Source organism: Paralcaligenes ureilyticus, assembly GCF_004346225.1.
Lineage (GTDB): Bacteria > Pseudomonadota > Gammaproteobacteria > Burkholderiales > Burkholderiaceae_B > Paralcaligenes > Paralcaligenes ureilyticus.
Genome location: NZ_SMAJ01000002.1, coordinates 208598 through 231569 on the forward strand (window position 1 = coordinate 208598; position 22972 = coordinate 231569).

Annotated in this window: 22 protein-coding genes and 1 pseudogene; 20 read left to right on the forward strand and 3 right to left on the reverse strand. The window is 57.8% G+C overall.

Going from position 1 to position 22972, the window contains the following annotated elements; translation table 11 throughout:
* The first annotated feature begins 26 nt into the window (after positions 1 to 26).
* Positions 27 to 3143 (forward strand): efflux RND transporter permease subunit, encoded by a 3117-nt coding sequence (locus EDC26_RS03305; protein ID WP_132579831.1) that lies wholly within the window; start codon positions 27 to 29, stop codon positions 3141 to 3143.
* Between the two features lie 41 nt (positions 3144 to 3184).
* Here the strand turns inward: EDC26_RS03305 and EDC26_RS03310 are convergent, their stop codons facing one another.
* A complete protein-coding gene (locus tag EDC26_RS03310) occupies positions 3185 to 4384 on the reverse strand; it encodes an MFS transporter (RefSeq protein ID WP_132579832.1) in 1200 nt (399 codons plus the stop codon).
* A gap of 408 nt (positions 4385 to 4792) precedes the next feature.
* Between EDC26_RS03310 and EDC26_RS03315 the strand changes: the two genes are divergently transcribed.
* Complete coding sequence (locus tag EDC26_RS03315) at positions 4793 to 5137, forward strand: cupredoxin domain-containing protein (protein ID WP_132579833.1); 345 nt, start codon at positions 4793 to 4795, stop codon at positions 5135 to 5137.
* A 37-nt stretch (positions 5138 to 5174) separates the two neighbouring features.
* The gene (locus tag EDC26_RS03320; RefSeq protein WP_132579834.1) at positions 5175 to 6020 is read left to right on the forward strand and encodes an FTR1 family iron permease; all 846 of its coding nucleotides are present in this window, start codon (positions 5175 to 5177) and stop codon (positions 6018 to 6020) included.
* 176 nt (positions 6021 to 6196) lie between these two features.
* Here EDC26_RS03320 and merR read toward each other — a convergent pair whose 3' ends face one another.
* Entirely contained in the window at positions 6197 to 6604 is a 408-nt protein-coding gene (gene merR, locus EDC26_RS03325) for an Hg(II)-responsive transcriptional regulator (RefSeq protein WP_132579835.1), read from the reverse strand.
* Between the two features lie 71 nt (positions 6605 to 6675).
* Between merR and merT the strand changes: the two genes are divergently transcribed.
* From merT to EDC26_RS03410, 17 genes and pseudogenes are all read left to right on the forward strand, one after another.
* Positions 6676 to 7026 (forward strand): mercuric ion transporter MerT, encoded by a 351-nt coding sequence (gene merT / locus EDC26_RS03330; RefSeq protein ID WP_132579836.1) that lies wholly within the window; start codon positions 6676 to 6678, stop codon positions 7024 to 7026.
* A gap of 13 nt (positions 7027 to 7039) precedes the next feature.
* The gene (merP, locus tag EDC26_RS03335; RefSeq protein WP_132580099.1) at positions 7040 to 7318 is read left to right on the forward strand and encodes a mercury resistance system periplasmic binding protein MerP; all 279 of its coding nucleotides are present in this window, start codon (positions 7040 to 7042) and stop codon (positions 7316 to 7318) included.
* 86 nt (positions 7319 to 7404) lie between these two features.
* Positions 7405 to 8796: pseudogene (gene merA / locus EDC26_RS03340) on the forward strand (mercury(II) reductase); the annotation flags it as partial.
* Positions 8797 to 8951: 155 nt separating this feature from the next.
* A complete protein-coding gene (locus tag EDC26_RS03345; RefSeq protein WP_165930897.1) occupies positions 8952 to 9314 on the forward strand; it encodes a hypothetical protein in 363 nt (120 codons plus the stop codon).
* Positions 9315 to 9389: 75 nt separating this feature from the next.
* Complete coding sequence (locus EDC26_RS03350; protein ID WP_132579838.1) at positions 9390 to 10685, forward strand: TolC family protein; 1296 nt, start codon at positions 9390 to 9392, stop codon at positions 10683 to 10685.
* 9 nt (positions 10686 to 10694) lie between these two features.
* Positions 10695 to 12227, forward strand: a complete 1533-nt coding sequence (locus EDC26_RS03355; RefSeq protein ID WP_132579839.1) for an efflux RND transporter periplasmic adaptor subunit — start codon at positions 10695 to 10697, stop codon at positions 12225 to 12227.
* On the forward strand, positions 12224 to 15373 hold the full coding sequence (locus tag EDC26_RS03360) for an efflux RND transporter permease subunit (protein WP_132579840.1): 3150 nt from the start codon (positions 12224 to 12226) through the stop codon (positions 15371 to 15373). The genes EDC26_RS03355 and EDC26_RS03360 overlap by 4 nt, the downstream gene beginning before the upstream one ends.
* Before the next feature lie 53 nt (positions 15374 to 15426).
* Positions 15427 to 15831 (forward strand): copper-binding protein, encoded by a 405-nt coding sequence (locus tag EDC26_RS03365; protein ID WP_132579841.1) that lies wholly within the window; start codon positions 15427 to 15429, stop codon positions 15829 to 15831.
* 209 nt (positions 15832 to 16040) lie between these two features.
* The gene (locus EDC26_RS03370) at positions 16041 to 16673 is read left to right on the forward strand and encodes an RNA polymerase factor sigma-70 (RefSeq protein WP_132579842.1); all 633 of its coding nucleotides are present in this window, start codon (positions 16041 to 16043) and stop codon (positions 16671 to 16673) included.
* A complete protein-coding gene (locus tag EDC26_RS20620) occupies positions 16667 to 16846 on the forward strand; it encodes an anti-sigma factor family protein (protein WP_132579843.1) in 180 nt (59 codons plus the stop codon). Before EDC26_RS03370 ends, EDC26_RS20620 begins: the two co-directional genes overlap by 7 nt.
* A 10-nt stretch (positions 16847 to 16856) precedes the next feature.
* Positions 16857 to 17423: a sigma-70 family RNA polymerase sigma factor gene (locus EDC26_RS03380; RefSeq protein WP_132579844.1), complete on the forward strand. Its 567-nt coding sequence runs from the start codon at positions 16857 to 16859 to the stop codon at positions 17421 to 17423.
* A 1-nt stretch (position 17424) separates the two neighbouring features.
* Entirely contained in the window at positions 17425 to 18084 is a 660-nt protein-coding gene (locus tag EDC26_RS03385; protein ID WP_132579845.1) for an NrsF family protein, read from the forward strand.
* 118 nt (positions 18085 to 18202) lie between these two features.
* Positions 18203 to 18526 carry a BufA1 family periplasmic bufferin-type metallophore gene (locus EDC26_RS03390; RefSeq protein WP_132579846.1) on the forward strand — a complete coding sequence of 108 codons (324 nt, stop codon included), beginning with the start codon at positions 18203 to 18205 and terminating at the stop codon, positions 18524 to 18526.
* An 18-nt stretch (positions 18527 to 18544) separates the two neighbouring features.
* Positions 18545 to 19438, forward strand: a complete 894-nt coding sequence (gene bufB, locus EDC26_RS03395; RefSeq protein WP_132579847.1) for an MNIO family bufferin maturase — start codon at positions 18545 to 18547, stop codon at positions 19436 to 19438.
* Positions 19422 to 20225, forward strand: a complete 804-nt coding sequence (locus tag EDC26_RS03400; protein WP_132579848.1) for an HvfC/BufC N-terminal domain-containing protein — start codon at positions 19422 to 19424, stop codon at positions 20223 to 20225. Before bufB ends, EDC26_RS03400 begins: the two co-directional genes overlap by 17 nt.
* Positions 20222 to 20692, forward strand: a complete 471-nt coding sequence (locus EDC26_RS03405; protein WP_132579849.1) for a DoxX family protein — start codon at positions 20222 to 20224, stop codon at positions 20690 to 20692. The genes EDC26_RS03400 and EDC26_RS03405 overlap by 4 nt, the downstream gene beginning before the upstream one ends.
* Before the next feature lie 100 nt (positions 20693 to 20792).
* Positions 20793 to 21371 carry a carboxymuconolactone decarboxylase family protein gene (locus EDC26_RS03410; RefSeq protein WP_132579850.1) on the forward strand — a complete coding sequence of 193 codons (579 nt, stop codon included), beginning with the start codon at positions 20793 to 20795 and terminating at the stop codon, positions 21369 to 21371.
* Between the two features lie 166 nt (positions 21372 to 21537).
* Here EDC26_RS03410 and EDC26_RS03415 read toward each other — a convergent pair whose 3' ends face one another.
* Complete coding sequence (locus EDC26_RS03415) at positions 21538 to 22932, reverse strand: YncE family protein (protein ID WP_132579851.1); 1395 nt, start codon at positions 22930 to 22932, stop codon at positions 21538 to 21540.
* Positions 22933 to 22972: the final 40 nt, after the last annotated feature.

A 22972-nucleotide genomic window follows, 5' to 3' on the forward strand; every position in this document is an offset into this window, starting at 1 on the left:
TTCATCCACGAGCGCGATAACTTCTCATGCTAAACCTCATCATCCGTTTTTCGCTGCGGTTTCGCGGCGTCATTTACGCACTCGCCGTCCTGGCGAGTGCCTATGGCCTGTATACCCTGACGCACGTGAAGCTGGGCGTCTTCCCCGAATTCGCGCCACCCATGACTGTGATCCAGACTGAGGCGCCGGGCCTATCGAGCGAACAGGTCGAGACGCTGGTGACCCATCCGATCGAAGCCGCATTGGGCGGGACGGTGGGCGTACAGTCCATGAGATCCAAGTCCTTGCAAGGCTTATCCGCCATCACCATGGTGTTTGGCGGCCATTCGAACGTCTTGCAAGCCCGGCAACTGGTGTCCGAGCGCATGAACGCTGTCGCCGCAACCTTGCCGGCCGGTGTGCTGCCGCCCAAGCTGCTCCCACTCACGACCGCGACGAGCGTCGTCCTGACCATCGGCCTGACATCGAAGACACAGTCCTTGATGGACCTGCATGATATTGCAGAATGGATGGTGAAGCCACAATTGTTGAGCGTGCCGGGCGTCGCCGATGCGATCGTATTCGGCGGCCATACACGGCAACTGCAGATTCAGGTCGATCCGGATAAACTGGCGCACTATGGCCTCTCGATCCAGGAGGTCATCGCTGCGGCGAGAACATCGACGGGCGTACGCGGCGCGGGTTTTATCGAGAATGCGAACCAGCGCATCACGATCAGTACCGACGGCCAGATCACGACACCCAAGGCGCTGGCCGGAGTCGTGCTGCGCTGGAGCCACGGCGCAGGCATCCGGCTGGGCGACGTCGCCACGGTGGCGTACGCGCCTGCGCCCGCGGCGGGTGCCGCATCCATCATGGGCAAACCCGGGGTCATGATCGTGCTGGAAAGCCAGTATGGAACCAACACGCTGACCGTCACGAACGGGCTGGAACGCACCCTTGCCACGCTCAAGCCCGTGCTCGCCAGGCAAGGCGTCGACCTGGAGCCGAACGTCTTTCGCCCGGCGAACTTCATCGTGGAAGCAACCAACCATTTACGCACGGCCCTGCTGATCGGCGGCCTACTCGTTATAGCAATCCTGTTTCTTTTCCTGCTCAATGTCAGGACCGCCGTCATTTCCGCCGTTGCCATTCCGCTTTCGCTGCTGGTTGCCGTGATTGTTCTCAATGCCTTTGGCGTCACGCTCAACACGATGACCCTTGGCGGTCTGGCGATCGCCTTGGGTGAAGTGGTTGACGACGCCATTATCGATGTCGAGAACATTTATCGGCGGCTGCGGGAAAACCGCAAATTACCCAAGCCCCTTCCCGCTTTCCGGGTCGTGTTGCGCGCCTCGCTGGAAGTGCGCAGCGCGGTCGTGTTTGCGACATTCATTGTCATCCTGATCTTCTTGCCGGTCTTGTCGCTCTCGGGTGTGGCCGGCAAACTGTTCGCACCGCTGGGCATCGCCTATATTCTTGCGGTGCTGGCCTCCCTTTCGGTGGCACTGACTCTCACCCCTGCGATGGCGCTCGCACTACTGGCCAAGAAACCACCTCCGCCCCACGAGCCGCGGTTGTTGGCGTGGCTGAAGACACACTACAGCGCCCTGTTGACAAAAGTGGAACGGCACGCTCGGGCCATCGTGATTCTTGTCGCCATCCTATGCCTCGCGTCGTTGTCGATACTGCCATTTTTGCGTGGCAACTTCATTCCGGAACTCCGGGAAGGACACTACATCGTTCATATGGGTCTTGCCCCGGGCTCATCGTTGGCCGAATCCATGCGCATCGGCGCCGGGATCTCACGAGCGCTGATGCAGATCCCGGGCGTGCGCCTGGTAGCGCAGCGTGCAGGCCGCGCCGACGAAGTGGTCGATCCGGTGGGCGTACAGCTCAGTGAATTCGAGGTCGATCTAAAACCGATGAATGCCAGCGAGCAAAGCGTCGCCCTGCAGCGCATCCGCGACGAACTTGCGAGCTTCCCGGGCATCTCCACCTCGGTCAATACTTTCCTCGTCGAACGCATCGACGAGACGATTTCCGGCTCGACCGCGCCCGTCGTGGTCAATGTCTTTGGCTACAATCTCGATGTCATCGATCGCAAGGCGCTGGAAATTGCACAGTTGATGGGCAAGATCGACGGGGCGGCGAGCGTTCGCGTCGAGTCCCCTCCCGGTATTCCGGAACTGGCCATCCGACTCAAACCGGATCAATTGAGCCGCTGGGGCTTCAGACCTGTCGATGTCCTCAACACGATCCAGGACGCCTATCGGGGGACGACCGTCGCACAGGCCTATCAGGGCAATCGCAGCTACGATATCGCTGTGGTCCTGTCGCCGGCGGCCCGCACGGACATCGGCCAGATCGGCTCGCTTATACTGCGCAATCCCGACGGCCTCGCCGTGCCGTTGCGGGACCTCGCGAACCTGCGCCAAGTATCGGGCCGCTACCAGATCACGCACGATGGAGGCCGGCGCATGCAGACGGTATCGGTCAGTGTCGGCGGACGCGCCGTGAGTGATTTCGTTCGCGAAGCGCAGGCGCGCGTGAACCGCGAAATCACCATGCCCAAGGGAACCTATGCGGTATTTGCGGGAGAAAGCGAAGCGCGCAGCCAATCGCTGCACGATTTGCTGGTCTATGGCGCCATGGCCGGCGTCGGCATCGTGCTGCTGCTCTTTCTGGCATTGAAAAACCGCCGCAGCGTCGCGCTGGTAATGGCCAACCTGCCGTTTGCGCTGGTGGGTGGAGTCTTGAGCGTAGCGCTGACCGGTGGCGACCTTTCGCTGGGTGGCATGGTGGGTTTTGTGACGCTGTTCGGTATTTCCCTGCGAAACTCGATCATGCTGATAAGCCACTATGAACACCTCGTGCACGTCGACCGGATGCCCTGGTGCATGCAGACGGCCGTGCGAGGCGCGGCCGAACGCCTGATACCCATTTTGATGACAGCGCTCGTGACCGCATTCGCGCTGCTGCCGCTGGCGCTTACGAGCGGTGCGGCCGGCAATGAAATCGAAGGGCCTATGGCCATTGTGATTCTCGGCGGGCTTGCCACCTCTACGCTGCTGAACCTGATCGTGCTGCCCATACTTGCGCTGCGTTATGGTCGTTTTGAACAGGACGCATTGGCTGAACCGAATCGGTATGTCGTCGAGTAGATCAGCCACGTATCAATGGCCTAGCTTCTACGATGGCGGCGTCATTTGTTGTTTTGAAAGCTGGTCGAACGCGCCAAGAATATCAACAGCAGCAGCGCCACAGTACCGCAGGTCACAAACCCCACCCGTACGCCGAAGAACTGAGTGATCAGGCCGACCAGGAGGGGGCCGGCCATGTCGCCGAATTCCTTGAATGATTGCGCAGCCCCCATGCTGGCTCCAAGCGCACGCTGATCCACCATGGTACTGATCAGCGTATCGGCATTGGTCCACACCGTGCCTACACCCACCCCCGCAATGACGATGACAAGTATCAGCAGAATGCCCGACGTAAAGGCCACGACGCTGATTGCCAGCGCAGCCATCAGCAAGCCGGCCAGCACAGTCTTGCGGATGGACACCTTGTCGGCGAGGTAGCCCGCCAGCGGTTGAACCAGCAAATAGCTGGCTGTCGCGACAGTGACCAGGATGCCGGACTGCAGCGGGGTATAACCGATCGAATACAAATAGACCGGCAGAAAGCCGAACAGGATGCCGACCATGAACATATTGATCACTATGACCGCGTAGACCGGCAACAGATGCGGCTCCTTGAAAATCAGAAAGAACTCTTTCAGAGACATGTCATCGTCATCATCCTCCAGGGCATCCGCCTTGGTCCGGTCTTTGGGTAAAAAAAGGCTGAGCAACAAGGCGACGATACCGACAGCCGCCGAGACGATAAAAATCATCGAGAAGCCGTAACCTTGAACGAGGAATCCGCCTAGCGCCGGTGCAATAACATAGCCGGCTCCCTTGATGGCGTTATAAATGCCAAATGCGGTGCCTCGGCCTGTCGCAAAATATTTAGCCACCAGCGTAATGGAGACCGTTGACAGGGCGGCAGCGCCAAGACCCTGTATGAACCGCACACCCAACAGAAATTTTGGGTCGATGACCAGAAATAGCAGCGAACCGGCAATGAACACCATGATGCCGGTCAGCAGCATCGCCTTCATGCCACGCCGGTCCGCGATGAAGCCAGCCGCCGGTTTGGCAAACAATTCCGCGAAGTCATAAACGGCAATGAGCAGGCCGATCATGAATGCGCCCACACCGACCACCTGGGCATAAGCGGGAAGATTGGTCACCACAATATGGGCGCCAAATGAGGTCACAAAGCCGCACAGGGCCAGGATGACAAGGTACCAATACCGTCGTGATGGCGGCACGGTGGTTTCCACCCTACTCGCGCGATTCATTTTTGCCCCATGAGAATGACACCGGGACTAACACCGATGTCCCCATATGAGCACCTCAAGTTTCTATATTGCAGCCACTGCGTTGCGCCAATTCCCCAATTTTCATGATGCACTCCTAAACTGCGCCTGACCCTGTAGTAGGTACAGGCCGTTAAATGATGACATACCATTGTGCTCGCGTTAAGCGCCAATGCGACCTTATGGATGGCCGTGCTAGCTTATTGGTGGTGTTCAACGGTTTGCGCTTGATCAGTCACTTCTCGAAGAGGATACCTTAATTGGCGGTCGCGACAGCCAACCCAAGCTTGTCCCGATTCAAATGTTTTTTTATTGACAATGCGAATTGTTCGTATTAGCATGCATTCCTTATTCAATTTCAGAAAACTCCAACTACTGGGTGATTCAATAATGCGCATACGATCTCTCCTAATTTCTTTTGCAAGTGCCCTGACCCTCGGCACCTTGGTGGCAACCGGCGCTTTTGCGGCCGAACCCGAAACCCTGCTGGTTATAAAAAATCATCGGTTTGAGCCTGCCGAGGTGAAAGTGCCTGCCGGTAAGCGCGTAAAACTGGTAGTACACAATCAGGACAGCACTGCAGAAGAGTTTGAAAGTCATGACCTGAATCGTGAAAAAATCGTGCCTCCGGGCGCAAAGGCCAGCATTTTTATCGGGCCGTTGAAGCCGGGACGCTACAACTTCGCCGGTGAGTACAACGAGGCCACAGCCAAAGGCGTTGTAATTGCAGAATGAGATGGTCTAAATAAACCTCACTACTGAATCCCCATCTATGTTTGCTACCGCCATCATCGTCTTTCGTGAAACCCTGGAAGCCGCTTTATTCGTCGGGATCATGGCCTCGGCCACTCGTGGTTTGGCCGGCCGTAACCGCTGGCTGATTGCGGGTGTGCTGGCCGGCTGCGCTGGAGCCCTGGCGCTTGCCGCAGGTGCAGAATACATCAGCGAACTGGCCAACGGCGTTGGGCAAGATCTGGTCAATGCCGGAATTTTGCTGGCGGCTTTCGCCATGCTGACATGGCATTGCGTCTGGATATCCAACCAGGGAGCACAGGCTGCCGCCGATGCGCGTGCATTGGGTAGCTCTTTCAGGCAAGGCCGGCGCACTCCATGGGCTCTCGTTATTGTGGTGGCGCTGTCGGTGCTGCGCGAAGGCGCCGAAATGGTGCTGTTCGTGGCGGGTTATGCCGCAGGGCCGGGAGGTGCCACCGGCACCTTGGTTGGCGCTCTTGCCGGGGTGCTGTGCGGCAGTGCCGTAGGGGGTGTTATTTACCTGGGTTTGTCGCGTGTGCCTGTACAGCGCATGTTTGCCGTCACCAATGCACTGATCCTGCTACTGGCGGCCTCCATTGCCAGTCAACTGGCCCGTGCATTGTCGCAAGCAGGCTTAATCAACTTGTGGGGGCAGCCTTTGTGGGACACGTCGTCTTTGCTGCGCATAGATTCCCCCGTCGGGACGCTGGCCCATGCCCTGGCGGGCTATGAAGCTCAACCAACAGGCATACAACTGGCTTTTTACATTATGGCTTTGTTGGTCATCATCGGCGGTAGCCGCTGGGTGCGGCGTTCTCAGGCACGCCGACGTGCCGCGATACCAATCGGCGTGCCTGCTGGCTGATAGTCGTCAACAGCAATACCGCTCGCAATACCTTTCGGCTCCAGGCTGAGTACGAGTTTTAAACAATACAACCCGGGTTCCAGGTTCAAGGCTTGTTAAATCTTTGCCTCATACCATCGTTGCGAGCGATGACACCCACTGTTTCTCGCCTACTCTGGTCCAGAGCCGAAAATTGCCTACCCCCCTTGGAGCGACGCAATCAGGGGGCAGGAAACATTGCCCTCGCGCGCATGGCAGGCATGCACAAGCCCGGACAGAACTGTTTCCATACGAGCCAGGTCGGCTATCTTTTCGCGTACGTCCTGAAGTTTGCTCTCGGCCAGGCGGCTGGCTTCGTCGCAATGGGCGCCGTCGTCCAATTTAAGTAGCTCGGCAATTTCATCCAGACTAAAGCCCAATCGCTGAGCCGATTTCACAAACCGCACCCGTGTCACATCCGCCGCGCCATACCGGCGGATACTGCCGTAAGGCTTGTCCGGCTCCGGCAACAAGCCCTTGCGTTGGTAAAACCGGATGGTCTCCACATTGACTCCGGAGGCCTTGGCGAAAGCGCCGATGGTCAGTTTTTCAAAACTGGTTTGCATACCGATTGACTCCGTACACAAGTACGGAGGTAAGGTTACGCCATTCACCCCGGAATCGAAAGGACAAACACATGTCGAACCCCAAAAATGGGCGTGGCGCCCTCTTCACTGGCGGGCTGGCTGCCCTCCTCGCCTCCACGTGCTGTTTAGGTCCTCTGGTTCTGGTCGCCCTGGGGTTCAGTGGGGCCTGGATCGGAAATTTAACCGTGCTGGAACCCTACCGCCCAATTTTCATTGGCGCGGCGCTAATAGCGATGTTTTTCGCCTGGCGACGCATTTTCCGGCCGGCGCGAACGTGCGAGCCAAGTGAGGTTTGCGCGATCCCGCAGGCCCGATCAGCTTACAAACTCATCTTCTGGATCGTGGTCGTGCTGATCATGGTCGCGGTCGGTTTTCCCTATGTCGTGCCATTTTTCTATTAATCAGGAGCTCATGATGAAAAAGCTGTTGACATTGTTCACATTGGCCACGCTCGTCGCCGCCCCGACCTGGGCGGCCACGAAGACCGTTACCCTGTCGGTGCCGGGCATGACCTGCGTCGCGTGCCCGCTCACCGTCAAGACGGCGCTCTCCAAAGTCGAAGGCGTGAGCAAGATCAACGTCATTTTCGACAAACGTGAAGCTGTCGTCACCTTCGATGATGCCATGACTAGCGTGCAGACGCTGACCAAGGCGACCGAGAACGCGGGCTATCCGTCCAGCGCCAAACAGTGAATCTCCAAACCAAGCCAAGGAACACTATCATGGGCGTTGCCGCACTTGCGCCACCGCGCGCCAAATCAGGCGGCGTTGAAGGCGAGCTGCATATCGCCGTCATCGGCACGGGAGGGGCAGCGATGGCGGCGGCGCTGAAGGCGGCTGAGCTCGGTGCCTACGTTACGGTCATCGAGCGGGGAACCATCGGCGGCACCTGCGTCAATACCGGCTGCGTACCGTCCAAGATCATGATTCGAGCCGCCCACATCGCCCATCTGCGCCGCAAAAGCCCGTTCGATGGAGGCATTGCGGCGACGACGCCTGCAATTAACCACGGCAAACTGCTGACCCAGCAGCAGGCCCGCGTCGACGAACTGCGCCACGCCAAGTATGAGGGCATTCTCGACACCAGTGCGAACATCCGGTTGCTGCGGGGCGAGGCCAGCTTCAAGAACGATCGCAGCCTGGCCGTACGCCTGGCCGAAGGCGGAGAGTGCGTGGTGACATTCGACCACTGCCTGATCGCCACAGGCGCCAGTCCATCGCTTCCGCCCATCGCCGGCTTGAAAGACACGCCCTACTGGACGTCGACCGAGGCGTTGGCGAGCGACACCATCCCCGAGCGCCTGGCTGTCATCGGCTCATCGGTGGTGGCGGTCGAGCTGGCGCAAGCGTTCGCCCGGCTGGGCAGCCGGGTCACGATCCTGGCGCGCAACACCCTGTTCTTCCGCGAAGACCCCGCCATCGGCGAGGCCATCACGGCAGCCTTCGGCATAGAGGGCATCGAAGTGCTGAATCAGACCCAGGCCAGCCAGGTCGTCTATGCAGACGGTGAATTTATCCTGACCACGTGCCACGGAGAAGTCCGCGCCGACAAGCTGCTGATCGCCACAGGCCGTGTGCCCAACACACGGGGCCTGGACCTCGAAGCGGCGCGTGTCGCCGCCAACGCGCGAGGGGCCATCGTCATAGACAAAGGCATGCGCACCAGCACCCCACGCATTTATGCCGCCGGCGACTGCACCGACCAGCCGCAATTCGTTTATGTGGCTGCGGCCGCCGGCACCCGCGCGGCGATCAACATGACCGGCGGCGACGCCACGCTCGATCTGACCGCAATGCCAGCGGTCGTATTCACTGACCCGCAGATTGCCACCGTAGGCGTCAGCGAGGCGCAAGCGCATCGCGACGGGATCGAGACCGACAGCCGCCTACTGACACTGGATAACGTCCCGCGCGCGCTCGCCAACTTCGACACTCGCGGCTTCATCAAGCTGGTCGTCGAGGCACGTTCAGGCCGCCTGATCGGGGTGCAGGCGGTAGCCCCGGAAGCGGGCGAACTGATCCAGACCGCGGTGCTCGCTATACGCAATCGCATGACGGTGCAGGAACTCGCCGACCAATTGTTCCCCTATTTGACGATGGTCGAGGGGCTAAAACTTGCGGCACAAACCTTTACCAAGAATGTGAAGCAGCTTTCGTGTTGCGCGGGATGAGGAAAAGTATTTTCGACAACATGTTTGACAACGCTTGACATTCCCGCCGTTGGATGGTTTAGAGTGCAGCATTCGACCCACGCTTAATGCACACAATCCGTTTCCGGCCAACCATGTATTTCTTGCGCCCCAGTGCCCATCGATCGTTGATTTTAGTGTTGCTCATAACACTCTTGTTTTCGCGCCTGGCGCTGGCAAGCTACGTCTGCCCATTGCCGCAATTACAGGCGGCAGCCTCGGCGCCAATGGAAGGCACCGACTGCGTTCAATCAAATGATCATTCGAAAATGATCGATGCCGCGCAGCCGAATCTTTGCGCACAACATTTTTCGGATCAACGGCAAGTCACCAACGCCGTGGCGCAATCGCTCGCGTCCGAACCCGTTCTTTTCTTTGCCTACGCCCTTCCTCCCCCTCCCCCCTCGCCCATGTGGCAACCGGCCGCTCCCGACTCTTCCCCAGACTCGGGCGGCAGCGACGACACGCTCTTTCTCTTGACGCTCAGACTGCGCATTTGACCTGACTCCGATTCCCGTTGCCAAGGTTGCGGCTACCGCCACGCCTTGTTTTCGTTCGATTATCCGGAGTGAATCATGTTTCAATCACTACGCGCGCTCGCATCGCAGCGCGCCCTGACGCGCACCCGTGTTCTATGCGTGTTATTAACGCTCGCCAGCGCAACCGCTTATGGCCAGGATGTTGGCCTGACGCTGGAGACGGCACTTTACCAGGCCACGAATCGCTCGGCCGCCCTACAAGCGAGTCAATCGTCGGTGCTGGCCAGCTCCAATGCCGCCGTCAAGGCGGATCAATTACCCGACCCTGTCCTTAAAGCCGGCATCGACAACCTGCCGATCAATGGGCCGCAGCGCTACTCACTCACCCAGGATTTCATGACCACGCGCTACGTTGGCATCGAACAGGAATGGGTGTCTTCGGACAAACGCGAGCGTCGATCCAACCTTGCAAGCCGTGTAGTCGACAAGGAGCGGGCGGCCTATTTGGTGCAAGTGGCGAACACGCGACAGCAGACGGCGATCGCGTGGCTCGATGCGGCGTATGCACAACGCGCGCTCAAGCTCTCGAAAGCCTTGGTGAACCACATGACCCATGAGCTTGCCGCGACCCGTGCCTCTTACCGTGGCGCGAGGGCCAGCGCGGGTGAAGTGACGCAAGCGCAAATCATGCGGTCTCAGGCTGAAGACCAGATGCTTAAGGCGCAGCAGACCTTGCACTCCGCGCTGATTGTGCTCGGCCGATGGGTCGCCTCGCCGGTGACCGACGTCGCCGGCGATATACCAGCGCTTGAATCCCATGTTTCATCCCTTTCGCTCGAAGAGCTCTACCAGGTTCAACCTGAGCTTATCGTCGCCAGGCGCGACATTTCCATGGCGGATGCGGACACGGCCGTGGCCAGCAGCAACCGAACGCCGAACTGGACGTGGGGAGTGACCTATCAGCAGCGGGGTAGCCAATACTCAAACATGGTGTCCATAGGGGTGAGCATTCCCCTGCCCATTTCCCGGGCCAATCGACAGGACCGGGATGTGGCTGAAAAAGCGGCCCTGGGCAACAAGGCGCGTTTTATGTACCGGGACGCCATACGCCAAATTCAGGCGAATATTCAAAACTTATCCACCTCGCTGGTCAATGGGCGAGAACGGATTGCTCAGTTCAAGCGCACCCTCTTGCCGGCAACCGACCAGCAAGTCCGGCTGGCTACCGCCGCCTACAAAGCAGGCACGGGCTCACTGAGCAATGTGTTTAATGCAAGGCGCACACAGCTCGATGCCCAACTTCAGATCGTAGATCTTGAACGCGACGTGGCACAGATTTGGGCCCGGCTTGAATACCAAGTCATCCCGAAAAATAGCCAGTTCGGCCAATAAGGAAAAGACATGCGACAAACTAACTGGATGCGCGCATTGGTCGCGCTCTTTGTGACGGCAGTGTTGGCCGGCGCCGGCTACGCGGTGGGGTCTCGACATACCCGTAGCGCCCTGCTGCAGGAGTCCGCAATGGCTGCCACCATTGATGGCAAGGAAGCCTCCAAAACGGATCGAAAAATTCTGTACTGGCACGACCCAATGGTTCCGAGCCAGCATTTCGACAAGCCCGGAAAATCGCCCTTCATGGATATGCCGCTCCAGCCCGTCTATGCGGACGAAGGCGGGGCCAGCGGCATCAAAGTCGATCCGTCGCTCCAGCAGAATTTGGGCATCCGTTACGCGACGGCAAAACGACAAGAAACGAAAGAAGGGTTCGATGCCGTGGGCACGACTCAGTTAGACGAGTCGCAAGCCGATGTGATCCAGTCCCGGGTAACGGGCTACATCGACCGCTTGTACGCTAACGCCCCGATGCAGCGGGTCGCCAAGGGCGCTCCGATTGCCTCCTTGTTTGTTCCCGACTGGCTTGCGCCGCAAGAGGAGTATCTCGCCCTCAAGCATGGCCACGCCGGCCAAGACTTGCTGTCGGCATCCCGCTCGCGCATGCGGGCCATGTCGATCCCCGAGGACATCATCAAAGCGCTCGATCGAACGAACAAGGCGCAAAGCCACCTTATTCTGCGCGCGCCGGAAACGGGCGTGCTCACCGAGCTCAATGTGCGCAACGGCGCCATGGTGACGCCGGGCCAGACGCTGGCCAAGGTAGCGGGTTTGAGCAAACTGTGGCTCGTGGTCGAAGTCCCCGAATCGATGGCTTTGCAGGTTCGCCCCGGCATGGGCGTCAATGCGGTATTTGCGGGCGACTCGACCCAGCACTTTACCGGACATATCCGCGAAATCCTGCCGGGAATCAGCGCGACCAGCCGCACGCTCCAGGCCCGCCTCGAAATCGACAATCCCGGCTTCAGAATGACACCGGGAATGCTGATGCGAGCCCATATCAGCGCGGAGAAAGCCGTTTCACGCCTGCTCGTCCCCTCCGAGGCAGTGATCACGACAGGCAAACGATCTGTGGTGATCGTCAAGAACAGCGATGGCCGGCTACAGCCCGTTCAGGTCACGATCGGCGACGATGTCGGTAACGGCACCGAAATATTGGGCGGATTGACAGAAGGACAGCAGGTCGTGGCCTCCGGCCAGTTCTTGATCGACTCGGAAGCCAGCCTGAAATCCGTCTTCCCCAAGCTGGAAGGCAATGCGCCTGGTGGTGTAAGCGCTCCAGCCGCCTCGCCTCCGGCAGCTTCGGCCCCAAGCTACCAGACAACCGGTATAGTGAAGCAAATCACACCGAATGACATGACCTTCTCGCATCGGCCCGTCCCCGCTCTGCACTGGCCCGCGATGACCATGACGTTCGGCAAGCCCTCCCCGGCTTCGTTCCCGGATGTGAAAGTTGGCCAGACGGTTCGCTTTATCTTTAAATCGTCGGGCAATGGATACCAACTGACCACCGTCGAGCCCATCGCGGGAGGCGCACAATGATTGCGCGCCTCATTCGCTGGTCTATCTATAACCGGTTCCTGGTGCTGTTGGCGACCGCCTTCATGGCCGCTTGGGGTGTCATCTCTCTTCTTCACACACCCGTCGACGCATTGCCGGATCTATCCGACACCCAAGTCATCATCAAGGCGTCCTACCCGGGCAGGGCCCCGCAAGTGGTCGAAGACCAGGTCACGTATCCCCTGACCACCACCTTGCTTGGCGTGCCCGGCGCCAAAACCATCCGGGCGTATTCCTCATTTGGAGACGCGTTCGTTTACGTCCTTTTCGACGACAATACCGACCAATACTGGGCTCGCTCCAGGGTGCTCGAGTACCTCAATCAAGTACAAAGCCGGCTTCCCCAGGGAGCCACAGTTTCTCTTGGGCCGGACGCCACCGGAGTAGGCTGGATCTACGAATACGCGCTCGTGGACCGCACGGGCAAACACGATCTGGGGCAGCTCAGGGCGCTTAACGACTGGTTCCTGAAGTTCGAGCTCAAAGCGGTGCCGGACGTCTCGGAGGTCGCTTCCATTGGCGGCATGGTGCGTCAGTACCAGGTAGTGGTGGATCCGGACAAGCTGCGCGCCTATGGGATCACCCTGGCGACCGTCCGTGAGGCGCTGGGCAAAGCCAACCAGGAATCCGGCGGCTCTGTGGTCGAATTGGCCGAGTCAGAGTATATGGTGCGCTCTTCGGGGTACCTGCATTCCCTGGAGGACTTCAGAAACGTCGTACTTCGTACGGACAAGACGGGAACACCCGTCTTGCTGGGCGATGTGGCCCGCATACAGATTGGGCCGGAGATGCGCCGGGGCGTGGCCGAGCTCAACGGCGAAGGCGAAGTCGCCGGCGGCGTGATTGTGATGCGTTCCGGAAAAAATGCGCTAACCACCATCAACGCGGTGAAAGCCAAGCTCGCCGACTTGAAAAAGTCCCTGCCTCCCGGCGTTGAAGTGGTCACGACCTACGACCGCTCGCAGTTGATCAAACGGGCGGTGAACAATCTCACGGACAAGCTGATCGAAGAATTCATTATTGTTGGGCTTATCTGCGCCCTATTTCTATTTCACCTGCGAAGCGCCCTGGTGGCCATTTTCTCGCTGCCGCTGGGAATATTGGCCGCGTTCATTGTAATGCGCTATCAAGGCATCAACGCCAACATCATGTCGCTGAGCGGGATTGCCATTGCAATTGGCGCGATGATAGACGCCGTCATCGTAATGATAGAAAACGCCCATAAACATCTGGAAGCGTATGAGCACGAGCACCCCGATGCGCCGATTACGGCGGCCCAACGATGGGAACTCATGGCCAAGTCAACGGCCGAGGTGGGGCCGGCTCTTTTCTTTTCGCTACTCATTATTGCGCTATCGTTCATCCCTGTATTTTCGCTCGAAGGGCAAGAAGGCAAGCTGTTCGCACCGCTCGCCTTCACGAAAACCTACTCGATTGCGGCCGCGGCGGGGATTTCAGTCACGCTCGTGCCCGTGCTCATGGGCTATTTCATTCGCGGCCATATTCCCAGCGAAATGTCCAACCCCATCAGCCGCGTACTGATCTGGCTATACCGGCCCTTGCTCGAGATCACGCTTCGGCGCCCCTGGGCGGTCATCGGGCTGGCGCTGGTCGCATTGATAGTGACTTTGGTTCCCGTATCGCGCCTGGGTAGTGAATTCATGCCCGCGATGGATGAAGGCGACCTTTTGTATATGCCCACGGCGCTGCCCGGGATCTCTGTACAAAAGGCCACCGAACTCTTGCAGCAGACAGACCGTCTAATCAAGACTGTCCCGGAAGTGGCAACCGTATTTGGCAAGTCCGGCCGTGCGGACACCGCGACGGACCCGGCGCCGCTCGAAATGTTCGAGACCACCATTCAGTTCAAGCCGCGCGACCAGTGGCGCCCCGGCATGACGCCCAAAAAGCTGATTGCCGAACTGGACCGAACCGTCAAAGTGCCAGGTTTGACGAACGTTTGGGTGCCTCCTATTCGGAACCGCCTGGACATGCTATCGACCGGGATTAAAACACCGGTCGGCGTCAAGATTTCTGGAGGCGATTTGACGCAAATCGATAAAATCGCGACACAAGTCGAGGCGGCGGTAAAACACGTGCCGGGCGTCACCTCGGCGTTGGCTGAACGCCTGAATGGCGGCCACTACATCGACGTCGACATCAACCGCCTTTCAGCGGCTCGCTACGGGCTGGCTATTACGGACATCCAATCGGTCGTGTCCTCCGCGGTGGGCGGCGAGAACGTGGGCGAGGTAATCGACGGCCGTGAACGCTTCCCCATCAACGTCCGATACCCGCGCGAAATACGAGACTCGCTGGAAAAGTTGCGCCAGATTCCCATTGTCACCGACAAAGGAGCCCAAATCCTGCTTGGCGACGTTGCGGATCTGAAGATTTCCGATGGCCCCCCCATGATACGCAGCGAAAATGCCCGACTGACCGGGTACGTTTACGTTGATATCCACAACACCGACCTCTCGACGGCGGTCAAAGCCATGCAGCAAGCCGTCGCCGAGAAAGTGGTATTGCCGGCTGGCTATTCGATTGCCTGGTCCGGCCAGTTCGAGTATTTGCAACGGGCCGAAGCGAAGCTGCGAACGGTCATTCCCATGACGCTCGGCCTCATCTTTGTCCTTCTGTTTCTGACCTTCAACTCGGCAGCCGATGCGCTGCTATTGATGCTCACCGTGCCGTTCGCGTTGGTCGGAGGCTTCTGGCTGATTTGGATTCTTGGCCAAGCCATCTCGGTGGCTACCGCAGTAGGGTTTATAGCGCTCGTGGGTGTTTCAGCCGAGTTCGGCGTCGTGATGCTGCTCTATCTGAAAAACGCACTAGACAGTCGGCTACAAGCTGGCAAACCATTCACCGAATCACTCCTTCTGGAAGCAATTCGTGAAGGAGCCGTGCTTCGCGTTCGCCCCAAAGCCATGACCGTGGCGGTCGTTCTGGGTGGGCTCTTTCCCATCATGTTAGGTCAAGGCACCGGATCCGAAGTCATGCAACGGATCGCCGCGCCCATGATAGGCGGCATGGTGACGGCACCCATCCTCTCGATGGTCGTGATTCCAGCCGCCTGGTATTTGTTGCAGCGACGGCGTATCGAACACCCTCGATCAATTCGTCAATAACACGACGCATCCCCGGCACGCAAATGCCGACACTTTTACTTTGGAGAAGCTTTATGAATAAATTGATGACTCTTTCAATCGCAGCAGGCCTGGCATTCGGACTAGGAACCGCGGCCTATGCGGCTGGCGGCATGAAGATGGATATGAGTGGGAATGCCGGCAACATGAGCATGGGCAAGGACATGAATATGGGTATGAATATGGGTTCAACAAAACCGGCCGGACCCACGGACGCCGCTCTGGCCGATGGGGTGGTCCAAAAGGTAGATCGACAAGCCGGGATGGTAACGATTCAGCATGGCGAGCTCAAAAACATCGGGATGCCGCCGATGACCATGGCCTACAAAGCCAAAGACGCCGCGATGGTCGATCGGGCCAAAGAGGGAGAAAAAATCAGGTTTCGGCTGGAAGACATCAATGGCACCTATACCATCACGAGGCTGGAAAAGCAGCCATAAACTCGGCCAGGGTTGTGTAAAACCCGTTCCAGGATGATACGGCCCCTTGGAACGCGTGACCACAAAGGGGCGGTTCATCGCGAGAAGCCGTGCCGTTCAGGGACAAGTCGCGAAAGAGCAGGTGTAAAGTGTAAGAATTCGGGGGCACGCAACGACAGAGACAGCAGCGTATCGAGTTATTCGAAAAAGAAATATAGCGAGGAAAATAGATGGGTAAAACATTAAAGCCGAATAATTCGGAACCCGATCCAAAAAACGCCTCGCTCCTGTCGGACGCCGAATTTCTGAAAAGCTTGCGCCGGCAAATGCTCAAATTCGCCGCCTTGCAATTTTCGGACAGTAATCTGGCCGAAGACGCTGTGCAGGAAGCACTGCTCGGAGCACTCAAAAATGCCGATTCATTTCGCGGACGAGCCGCACTGAAAACGTGGGTATTCGCGATCCTCAAAAACAAAATCGCCGACGCACTGCGGCAAAAGCAGCGCCTGGCCCACACCAGCAGCCTCTTGCTCGAAGACGACGGCGAAGATGGCCTTGCCGCACTATTTAACGCCAAAGGCTTCTGGCAAAGGAGTCAACGTCCCGCCGCCTGGACCAACCCCGAGGAATCGTTTCGAGAAAGCCAATTCTGGCGAGTCTTTGAAGCTTGCCTGGACCACTTGCCTGGCAATCAGGCACGCGTATTCATGATGCGCGAGTTTATTGAACTCGATTCACACGAGATCTGCGCAACGGTCGGCATTACGACGAGCAACCTGAATGTCATGTTGCACCGAGCTCGTTTGCGCCTGCGCGAGTGCCTGGAGAATCATTGGTTTATTGAGGGAGAACAATCATGCTGAATTGCCGCAAAGCGACGCGTCCGCTCTCGCAATCGCAAGAGCGTGCGCTATCATTAAAGGAAGGTATGTCGTTGAAAATCCATGTAACAATGTGCTCCGGATGCCGGAATTTCGGCCGGCAATTGGATGTACTTCGGCAGATAGCGCGCACTTACGCCAAAAGCGAAAAGTAAGGAAGATCGCGTGGGACATCAAGACCAGGACGATTCGCGTTGGGCGTTGCTGATGACGGCGGCCCAAAATGGCGATCAAAATAGCTATACGCGGCTATTGCGCGAGATTACGCCTTTGTTGCGCCGAGCGGCCCGGCGAGGCTGGCCATCGGGCAGTTCAGCAGATATAGAAGACATCGTCCAGGAAACGCTGCTGACGGTTCACGCCGTTCGACATACCTATGACCCGGGTCGCGCGTTCCACCCATGGCTGCTGACCTTGTTGCAGCGTCGAACCGTCGATGCCGTCAGGAGGCGCACTCGAACAAATCGCCGGGAAATTGCCATGGACACGCTGGATGTAACTTTCACCGCAGAAGCGACGAATAACCTATATGATTCGGCGGACCATGAGACTTTACATAAGGCAATCGCAATGCTCCCACCGGGCCAGCAGCAAGCGATTGAACTGCTCAAACAAAAGGAAATGTCGCTAAAGGAAGCGTCGGCGGCAACCGGGACAAGCATCGCAGCGCTCAAGGTCGCAACGCATCGAGCGCTGAAAACCTTGCGAGCGCGGTTAACCGCGGCAAAGTGATATGAACACTGAAGAACTTATCGAGACGATCACGTTGGACCTGAAACCGGTTCGACGTCTTTTGCCGCCGATTTGGCGTCTTGCCGGATGGCTCATGCTGTCGATCCCGACTGCGGCCCTCATCGTCGCCATGATGGGGGTCCGCCCTGATATCGGGACCAAAATGGCCGACCCCTTGTTCCTGAGGCAAGAACTGGCTTCCTTGGCGGTAGCGCTTGTCGCTGCCTGGGCCGCATTGGTGGCGGGCATTCCCGGCGAGCCGCGTTGGAAGCGCTGGGCGCCCATTGTCCCCGTATTGCTGTGGATATCAATGCTGGGACGTCAATGCTGGAGTGAATGGATGCATTCAGGCGCCAGCGGAATGGAATTTCGTGCGGATTGGATGTGTCTGCCAGGAATCGCAATGATTAGCGCAGTCCCTGCGCTGGCGATGGTGGTGGCAATTCGGCGAGGCGCCCGCTTGCACTCCTTTCAAGCACTCTTGTGGGGCAGCCTGGCAGCGGCCGCACTCGCCAATGCGGCCCTGCGGCTCTTTCACATGGAGGACGCCGCATTAATGGTTATTGTGTGGCAATTCGGCAGCGTGCTATTGCTTACGGCGATTTTGACAGTGTTTCGAAATGCTCTGATCCCTGCCCGAACTGCGCGCCCTTATCGCTGATTCTTCTTGAATCGCCCTGCGAAATACGCACCCTGTCGCGGTGTAACCTTTTGCGTTCGCCAGCGAATAGTTAATACCGGTCTCATCGAGAGGCCATATTACGTCAGGAGGCTTCACCATGAACAATCATATTCTCGCCAGCACCGCCCTTTCCGCCGCAATGGGGTTGGCGTCGTTTGCCTTATCGGGCACTACGGTAAGCGCCCAGGGCATGAAGGACATGTCCAAAATGCCGCCCATCGTCAAGGAAAACATGCAAAGGATGGCAAAAAACCATCTGGAAAAATGCTATGGCATTAACGCCGTGGCCAAGAACGACTGCGCGGAAGGGGCGCACTCGTGCGCTGGGCAGGCGACTCAGGCGCGAGACAGCAAGTCGTTTGTACTCTTGCCGGCAGGGGTTTGCGGCAAGATCGCCGGCGGCAGCGTAAAACCAGCCTGATCATCCATCGCCGCGGATATGAGCCAGCCTTGCACCAACATTCGTGTAACGCCCAGCCCCCTGCCTCCTGTCGCAGGGGTTGGGCTGCGTTTCCCGCACCACCAGGAGTTTGTGGATACACGTCCCTCGATCGGGTGGCTGGAAGTGCACGCCGAAAATTACATGGGAGGCGGAACCCCGCTGCGTTATCTGGAAGCCTTGCGCCGCGACTATCCGATCTCATTTCACGGTGTGGGGCTGTCGCTGGGCAGCGCCGACGAACTCGATCGCGCGCATCTTGATCGGCTCGATCGCATCGTCGAGCGCTTCGAGCCGGCTCTAGTCTCTGAACACCTCTCGTGGAGCGTAATCGGACAAACGTATCTTGCCGACCTCTTGCCCTTGCCCATGACCCAGGAAGCGCTTGACGTTGTTTGCCGCCATATCGACCAAGCGCAGACACACCTTGGCCGAAAAATACTGATCGAAAATCCATCGACCTATCTGCAATTCAGCCATTCGATCATCCCTGAATGGGAGTTCATGGCCAATGTCGCGGCGCGCACCGGCTGCGGGATCCTCTGCGACGTCAATAACATTTTCGTCAGCGCCCAAAACCACGGTTGGGATGCATCGGCTTATCTGCGTGCCTTGCCGCCCGCCGCCATCGGCGAGATCCACCTGGCGGGCCACTCCATTGCAACGTTGAGTTCCGGGGCTACGCTTCGCATCGACGACCATGGTTCACGCGTGTGCCCTGCCGTATGGGACTTATACGAGGAAGCACTGGCTCGTTTTGGCCCCGTCCCGACGCTGATCGAGTGGGATACCCATATACCGCCGCTGGACGAACTGCTCGGCGAAGCCGGCCAGGCGAACCGCTATCTGTCCCGGTTGCCGGAAAACAGGACCGATCATGCCATCCCTGCGTGAACTGCAATGCGCCATGCGACGCAGCGTCGTCGAACGCGACGACGCCAACACTGTTGCGCACATCGTCGCCAACGGGATTCCTGCGCAAGAACGGCTGTCCGTCTATCGGAACACCTTCACCCAAACCTTGACTCGTGCCTTGCGCCTATCCTATCCCGCCGTTGATCGGCTGGTGGGTCAAGAGTTCTTCGACGCTTCCGCACACGAATTCATCGTCCGGCGGCCACCCCAAAGCAGCTACCTGGACGAGTTCGGAGGCGATTTCGCGGACTTTCTCGAAGGGTTTGCGCCCGCCGCTTCCGTACCCTATTTGGCCGACGTTGCGCGGCTCGAGTGGGCCGTCTGCCAAGCCCTCCATGCTCCCGACGCAGAATCGCTCGCCATGGCTCGCCTGAGCTCGGTGGACGCTACCGATCACGCGCACATCCGTTTCGTGCCGCACCCATCCGTTGGCCTGGTCCACACGGCCTTTCCCGCCGACGTGATCTGGCGCGCAGTGCTCGACGGTGGCGACGCGGCCCTGGCGGCCATCGACCTTGCGACGGGTCCCGCCTGGCTTATCATTCAGCGCGGTTCGTCGGGCGTGGATGTGCTTCGCCTGGACGAAGCCCCCTGGCATTTCGTCGACGCATTGTGCTCTGGATGTCCACTCGGCCTTGCGCTTGATGATCACCCCGGAATCGACGCGCCGACGATATTGGCCAATATGCTCACGCAGGGGTGCTTTGTGAGTTTCGACCTGGCTCATCACCCCGGCTCGTCCCAACCGTCAATGAGGTTGCCATGAACGATCAAATTATTTCCCCCAAATGCGGATGGGCCGTTGCTTTATTCACGCGTGCCCTGGGCTGGCTGGAGTGCATCCCGTATACCTTCCTTGCGATTCCGTTGCGGCTGGCCATGGCCACGGTATTCTGGAACTCGGCCATGACCAAGCTCGCCAGTTGGGACACGGCGATAGCTCTGTTCACCGACGAATACCGGGTGCCGATCCTGCCCCCGGAGCTCGCGGCTTACCTGGCCGTATCAATCGAACTGACAACGCCCATCTTGCTGGTGCTTGGCCTGGCGACACGGCCGGCGGCCGCTGTCATGCTCGGGATGACAGCGATCATCGAGGTGTTTGTTTACCCGCAGGCCTGGCCGACCCACATTCAATGGGCGGCCATGTTACTGGTGCTCCTGGCGCGGGGGCCAGGTAAGCTGTCTATCGATTGGCTGATTCGCCAGCGCATGCTCGGCAACGGTAGATAGGGTTCTAGACGCCCCTTTACCCTTGCTTAAAACGTACTCAGATTTTTACTACTGGACTAAAAAGCCCAATTTACATTTACCACGTCATCAGGAATTCATTATGGAAAATGTCGCAACACTCAGCCTACCCGCGCAATCTCTGGAAACGTCCGAAGGCAGAGCCAAAGAAGCGCTCAATACGGCTTTCAAGCAAACAGGCATGATCCCCAATATGTATGCCAAGATGGCAAATTCCGCTGGCTTGCTGGAGACTTACCTATTTGGCTACAACCTGTTTCGCAAAGAATCTGGCTTTACACCTGCGGAACAGGAAGTGGTGCTGCTCACGATCAGTCGCGTGAACGAATGTACTTATTGTATGGCCGCACACAGCATGATTGCCGAAGTCGTCTCTAAAACACCAGCACAAATCATCGCTGCGTTACGCGCAGGCCAACCTCTCGAAGATCAAAAATTGGGGACCTTATCCCGCTTCACCCAGTTGATGGTCGAATCGCGTGGACGTCCTACCGACGAGGACCTGCAGGCATTTATCGCCGCCGGCTATGCCGAACGGCACGTGCTCGAGATTATTCTGGCGATTGCAGTTAAAACGATCAGTAACTATGGGAATCATCTTTTTCACACGGAGTTGGACCAACGCTTCGAAAAATACGCATGGAACTCCGTGAGCGAATGAGCCCGATGTGAAGCGAGCCGTTAAATTGTCTGCGCAGATGCTTCCTAGGTTAACTCGATCGCCCGCTGTGGCAAGCAGAATGGTTAAGGGCAGAATGTCCAAGCCAGTAGTCCAGAGGAAGGTCCACCACGAAACAGGGCGTTACTCCCGCCCTGCCTTTGCCAAATTACAACGAATTGACCAATACCGCCTTGCTCGCATCGGCCGGAGCGTTTCCCTCCATCACGACGATGCGATTCGTCGGAGCAGCAGCATCCGAGCCTGGCTTAGCCAGATCTCTCAGCGGCCCGATCATGGTGCCATTGGCCATGCCTTTTTCGTTGGTTTTGAAACTAGCGACAGCCACCTTTTGGTCATTCAGATAAACACTGTAGACGGTCTGCGGCTTCAGCTTGAAGAGTGAAACCTCGAGAGCATCGACCACACCGAGGTTGCGTGACACAACAAAACCGCGAGCGTCACCGGCAACAGGTTTCAGACGAATATTGACGGGATCGTTGTTCACCCGTGGAACCAGGTTGGATGCGTCATCGCCCTTTTTCACCACATGCGACACGTAGACCAGCGCCTGGGGCGCCTGGCCAACCGGGACGTGTGCAACGACCTGGTTTTTTGACGGATCGATAACGTCCACGGCATCGCCATTTTCCAGCCCAACATAGATGCGACTGCTGTCATCGGACGTCCATATCCCATGCGGTAAGGGGCCGGTGGAAATGGTTGCGACCAATTTTGTCGGCTTGTCAGTCGTAAATACTTTTACTGCGTTCTCGCCCCCCACGGTGACATACGCATATACTTTGCCCCCTGTCTTGGCAAAGGCAAGGTGATTGGTAATGAAGCCGGCATCAAACACACCGATTACTTCGAGTGTTTTCGTGTCAATGCGGGTGATCTTGCCGACATCTTTATGTGTCATCCAGATCTCGCCGTGGTCTGGAGTGAACTGAAGGAACGGCGAAAAAGGGCTGATAACATCGATTTTTTTGACGATCTTGTGGGATTTCACGTCGATGACATCGACTTTCGGTGTGAAACTGGACACGACAAACGCCAGTTTTCCATTGGGATGGAACAGCACCATGCCGGGGCCTACATCGGTCTGAATACGACGGGTTTCCTTGAACGTATTCGGGTCGATCACCGATATGTAATCCTCGCCGCGCACTACCACCCACACCTCTTTGCCGTCGGCGGTAAAGAAACCTTCATGGGGTGAGCGGCCGATGTAAGTCGTGCCCTTGACTTTATTGGTAGCGGTATCGATAAAACTTACCGAATTCGAACCGTTCGAAATTACAATCAATGTTTTGTGATCAGGCGAAAATCCCAGCCCGTGTACGTTGATTTGCCCTTTGTACAGCGGCGAGAGCAAGTCCGGTCGTTGGTTTCCAAGCCGTATCTGGCCGACCAGTGTGTTGGTTGATGGGTTAATTACCGATACCGTATTGCTGTTCTGATCGGCGGTGTACACGCGGTCCTGCGCCGAGGGTAATGCCCAAGCAGCATTCACATACAGGGCCGTAGCGGCGGCAGCGAAAATGGTGGAAATATTTTTCATATTGAGTTCACCTTGATAGTTGACTAGAGAAAGGAATTTG

Bases quoted from the DNA above. Each gene is read 5' to 3' on its own strand.
- EDC26_RS03405 (WP_132579849.1), top strand. From the start codon at position 20,222: ATGAACGATCAAATTATTTCCCCCAAATGCGGATGGGCCGTTGCTTTA.
- EDC26_RS03360 (WP_132579840.1), top strand. From the start codon at position 12,224: ATGATTGCGCGCCTCATTCGCTGGTCTATCTATAACCGGTTCCTGGTG.
- EDC26_RS03410 (WP_132579850.1), top strand. From the start codon at position 20,793: ATGGAAAATGTCGCAACACTCAGCCTACCCGCGCAATCTCTGGAAACG.
- merR (WP_132579835.1), bottom strand. From the start codon at position 6,604: ATGCAAACCAGTTTTGAAAAACTGACCATCGGCGCTTTCGCCAAGGCC.
- EDC26_RS03400 (WP_132579848.1), top strand. From the start codon at position 19,422: ATGCCATCCCTGCGTGAACTGCAATGCGCCATGCGACGCAGCGTCGTC.
- EDC26_RS03365 (WP_132579841.1), top strand. From the start codon at position 15,427: ATGAATAAATTGATGACTCTTTCAATCGCAGCAGGCCTGGCATTCGGA.
- EDC26_RS03320 (WP_132579834.1), top strand. From the start codon at position 5,175: ATGTTTGCTACCGCCATCATCGTCTTTCGTGAAACCCTGGAAGCCGCT.
- EDC26_RS03370 (WP_132579842.1), top strand. From the start codon at position 16,041: ATGGGTAAAACATTAAAGCCGAATAATTCGGAACCCGATCCAAAAAAC.
- EDC26_RS03315 (WP_132579833.1), top strand. From the start codon at position 4,793: ATGCGCATACGATCTCTCCTAATTTCTTTTGCAAGTGCCCTGACCCTC.
- merP (WP_132580099.1), top strand. From the start codon at position 7,040: ATGAAAAAGCTGTTGACATTGTTCACATTGGCCACGCTCGTCGCCGCC.
- EDC26_RS03350 (WP_132579838.1), top strand. From the start codon at position 9,390: ATGTTTCAATCACTACGCGCGCTCGCATCGCAGCGCGCCCTGACGCGC.
- merT (WP_132579836.1), top strand. From the start codon at position 6,676: ATGTCGAACCCCAAAAATGGGCGTGGCGCCCTCTTCACTGGCGGGCTG.
- EDC26_RS03385 (WP_132579845.1), top strand. From the start codon at position 17,425: ATGAACACTGAAGAACTTATCGAGACGATCACGTTGGACCTGAAACCG.
- EDC26_RS20620 (WP_132579843.1), top strand. From the start codon at position 16,667: ATGCTGAATTGCCGCAAAGCGACGCGTCCGCTCTCGCAATCGCAAGAG.
- EDC26_RS03305 (WP_132579831.1), top strand. From the start codon at position 27: ATGCTAAACCTCATCATCCGTTTTTCGCTGCGGTTTCGCGGCGTCATT.
- EDC26_RS03415 (WP_132579851.1), bottom strand. From the start codon at position 22,932: ATGAAAAATATTTCCACCATTTTCGCTGCCGCCGCTACGGCCCTGTAT.
- bufB (WP_132579847.1), top strand. From the start codon at position 18,545: ATGAGCCAGCCTTGCACCAACATTCGTGTAACGCCCAGCCCCCTGCCT.
- EDC26_RS03355 (WP_132579839.1), top strand. From the start codon at position 10,695: ATGCGACAAACTAACTGGATGCGCGCATTGGTCGCGCTCTTTGTGACG.
- EDC26_RS03310 (WP_132579832.1), bottom strand. From the start codon at position 4,384: ATGAATCGCGCGAGTAGGGTGGAAACCACCGTGCCGCCATCACGACGG.
- EDC26_RS03390 (WP_132579846.1), top strand. From the start codon at position 18,203: ATGAACAATCATATTCTCGCCAGCACCGCCCTTTCCGCCGCAATGGGG.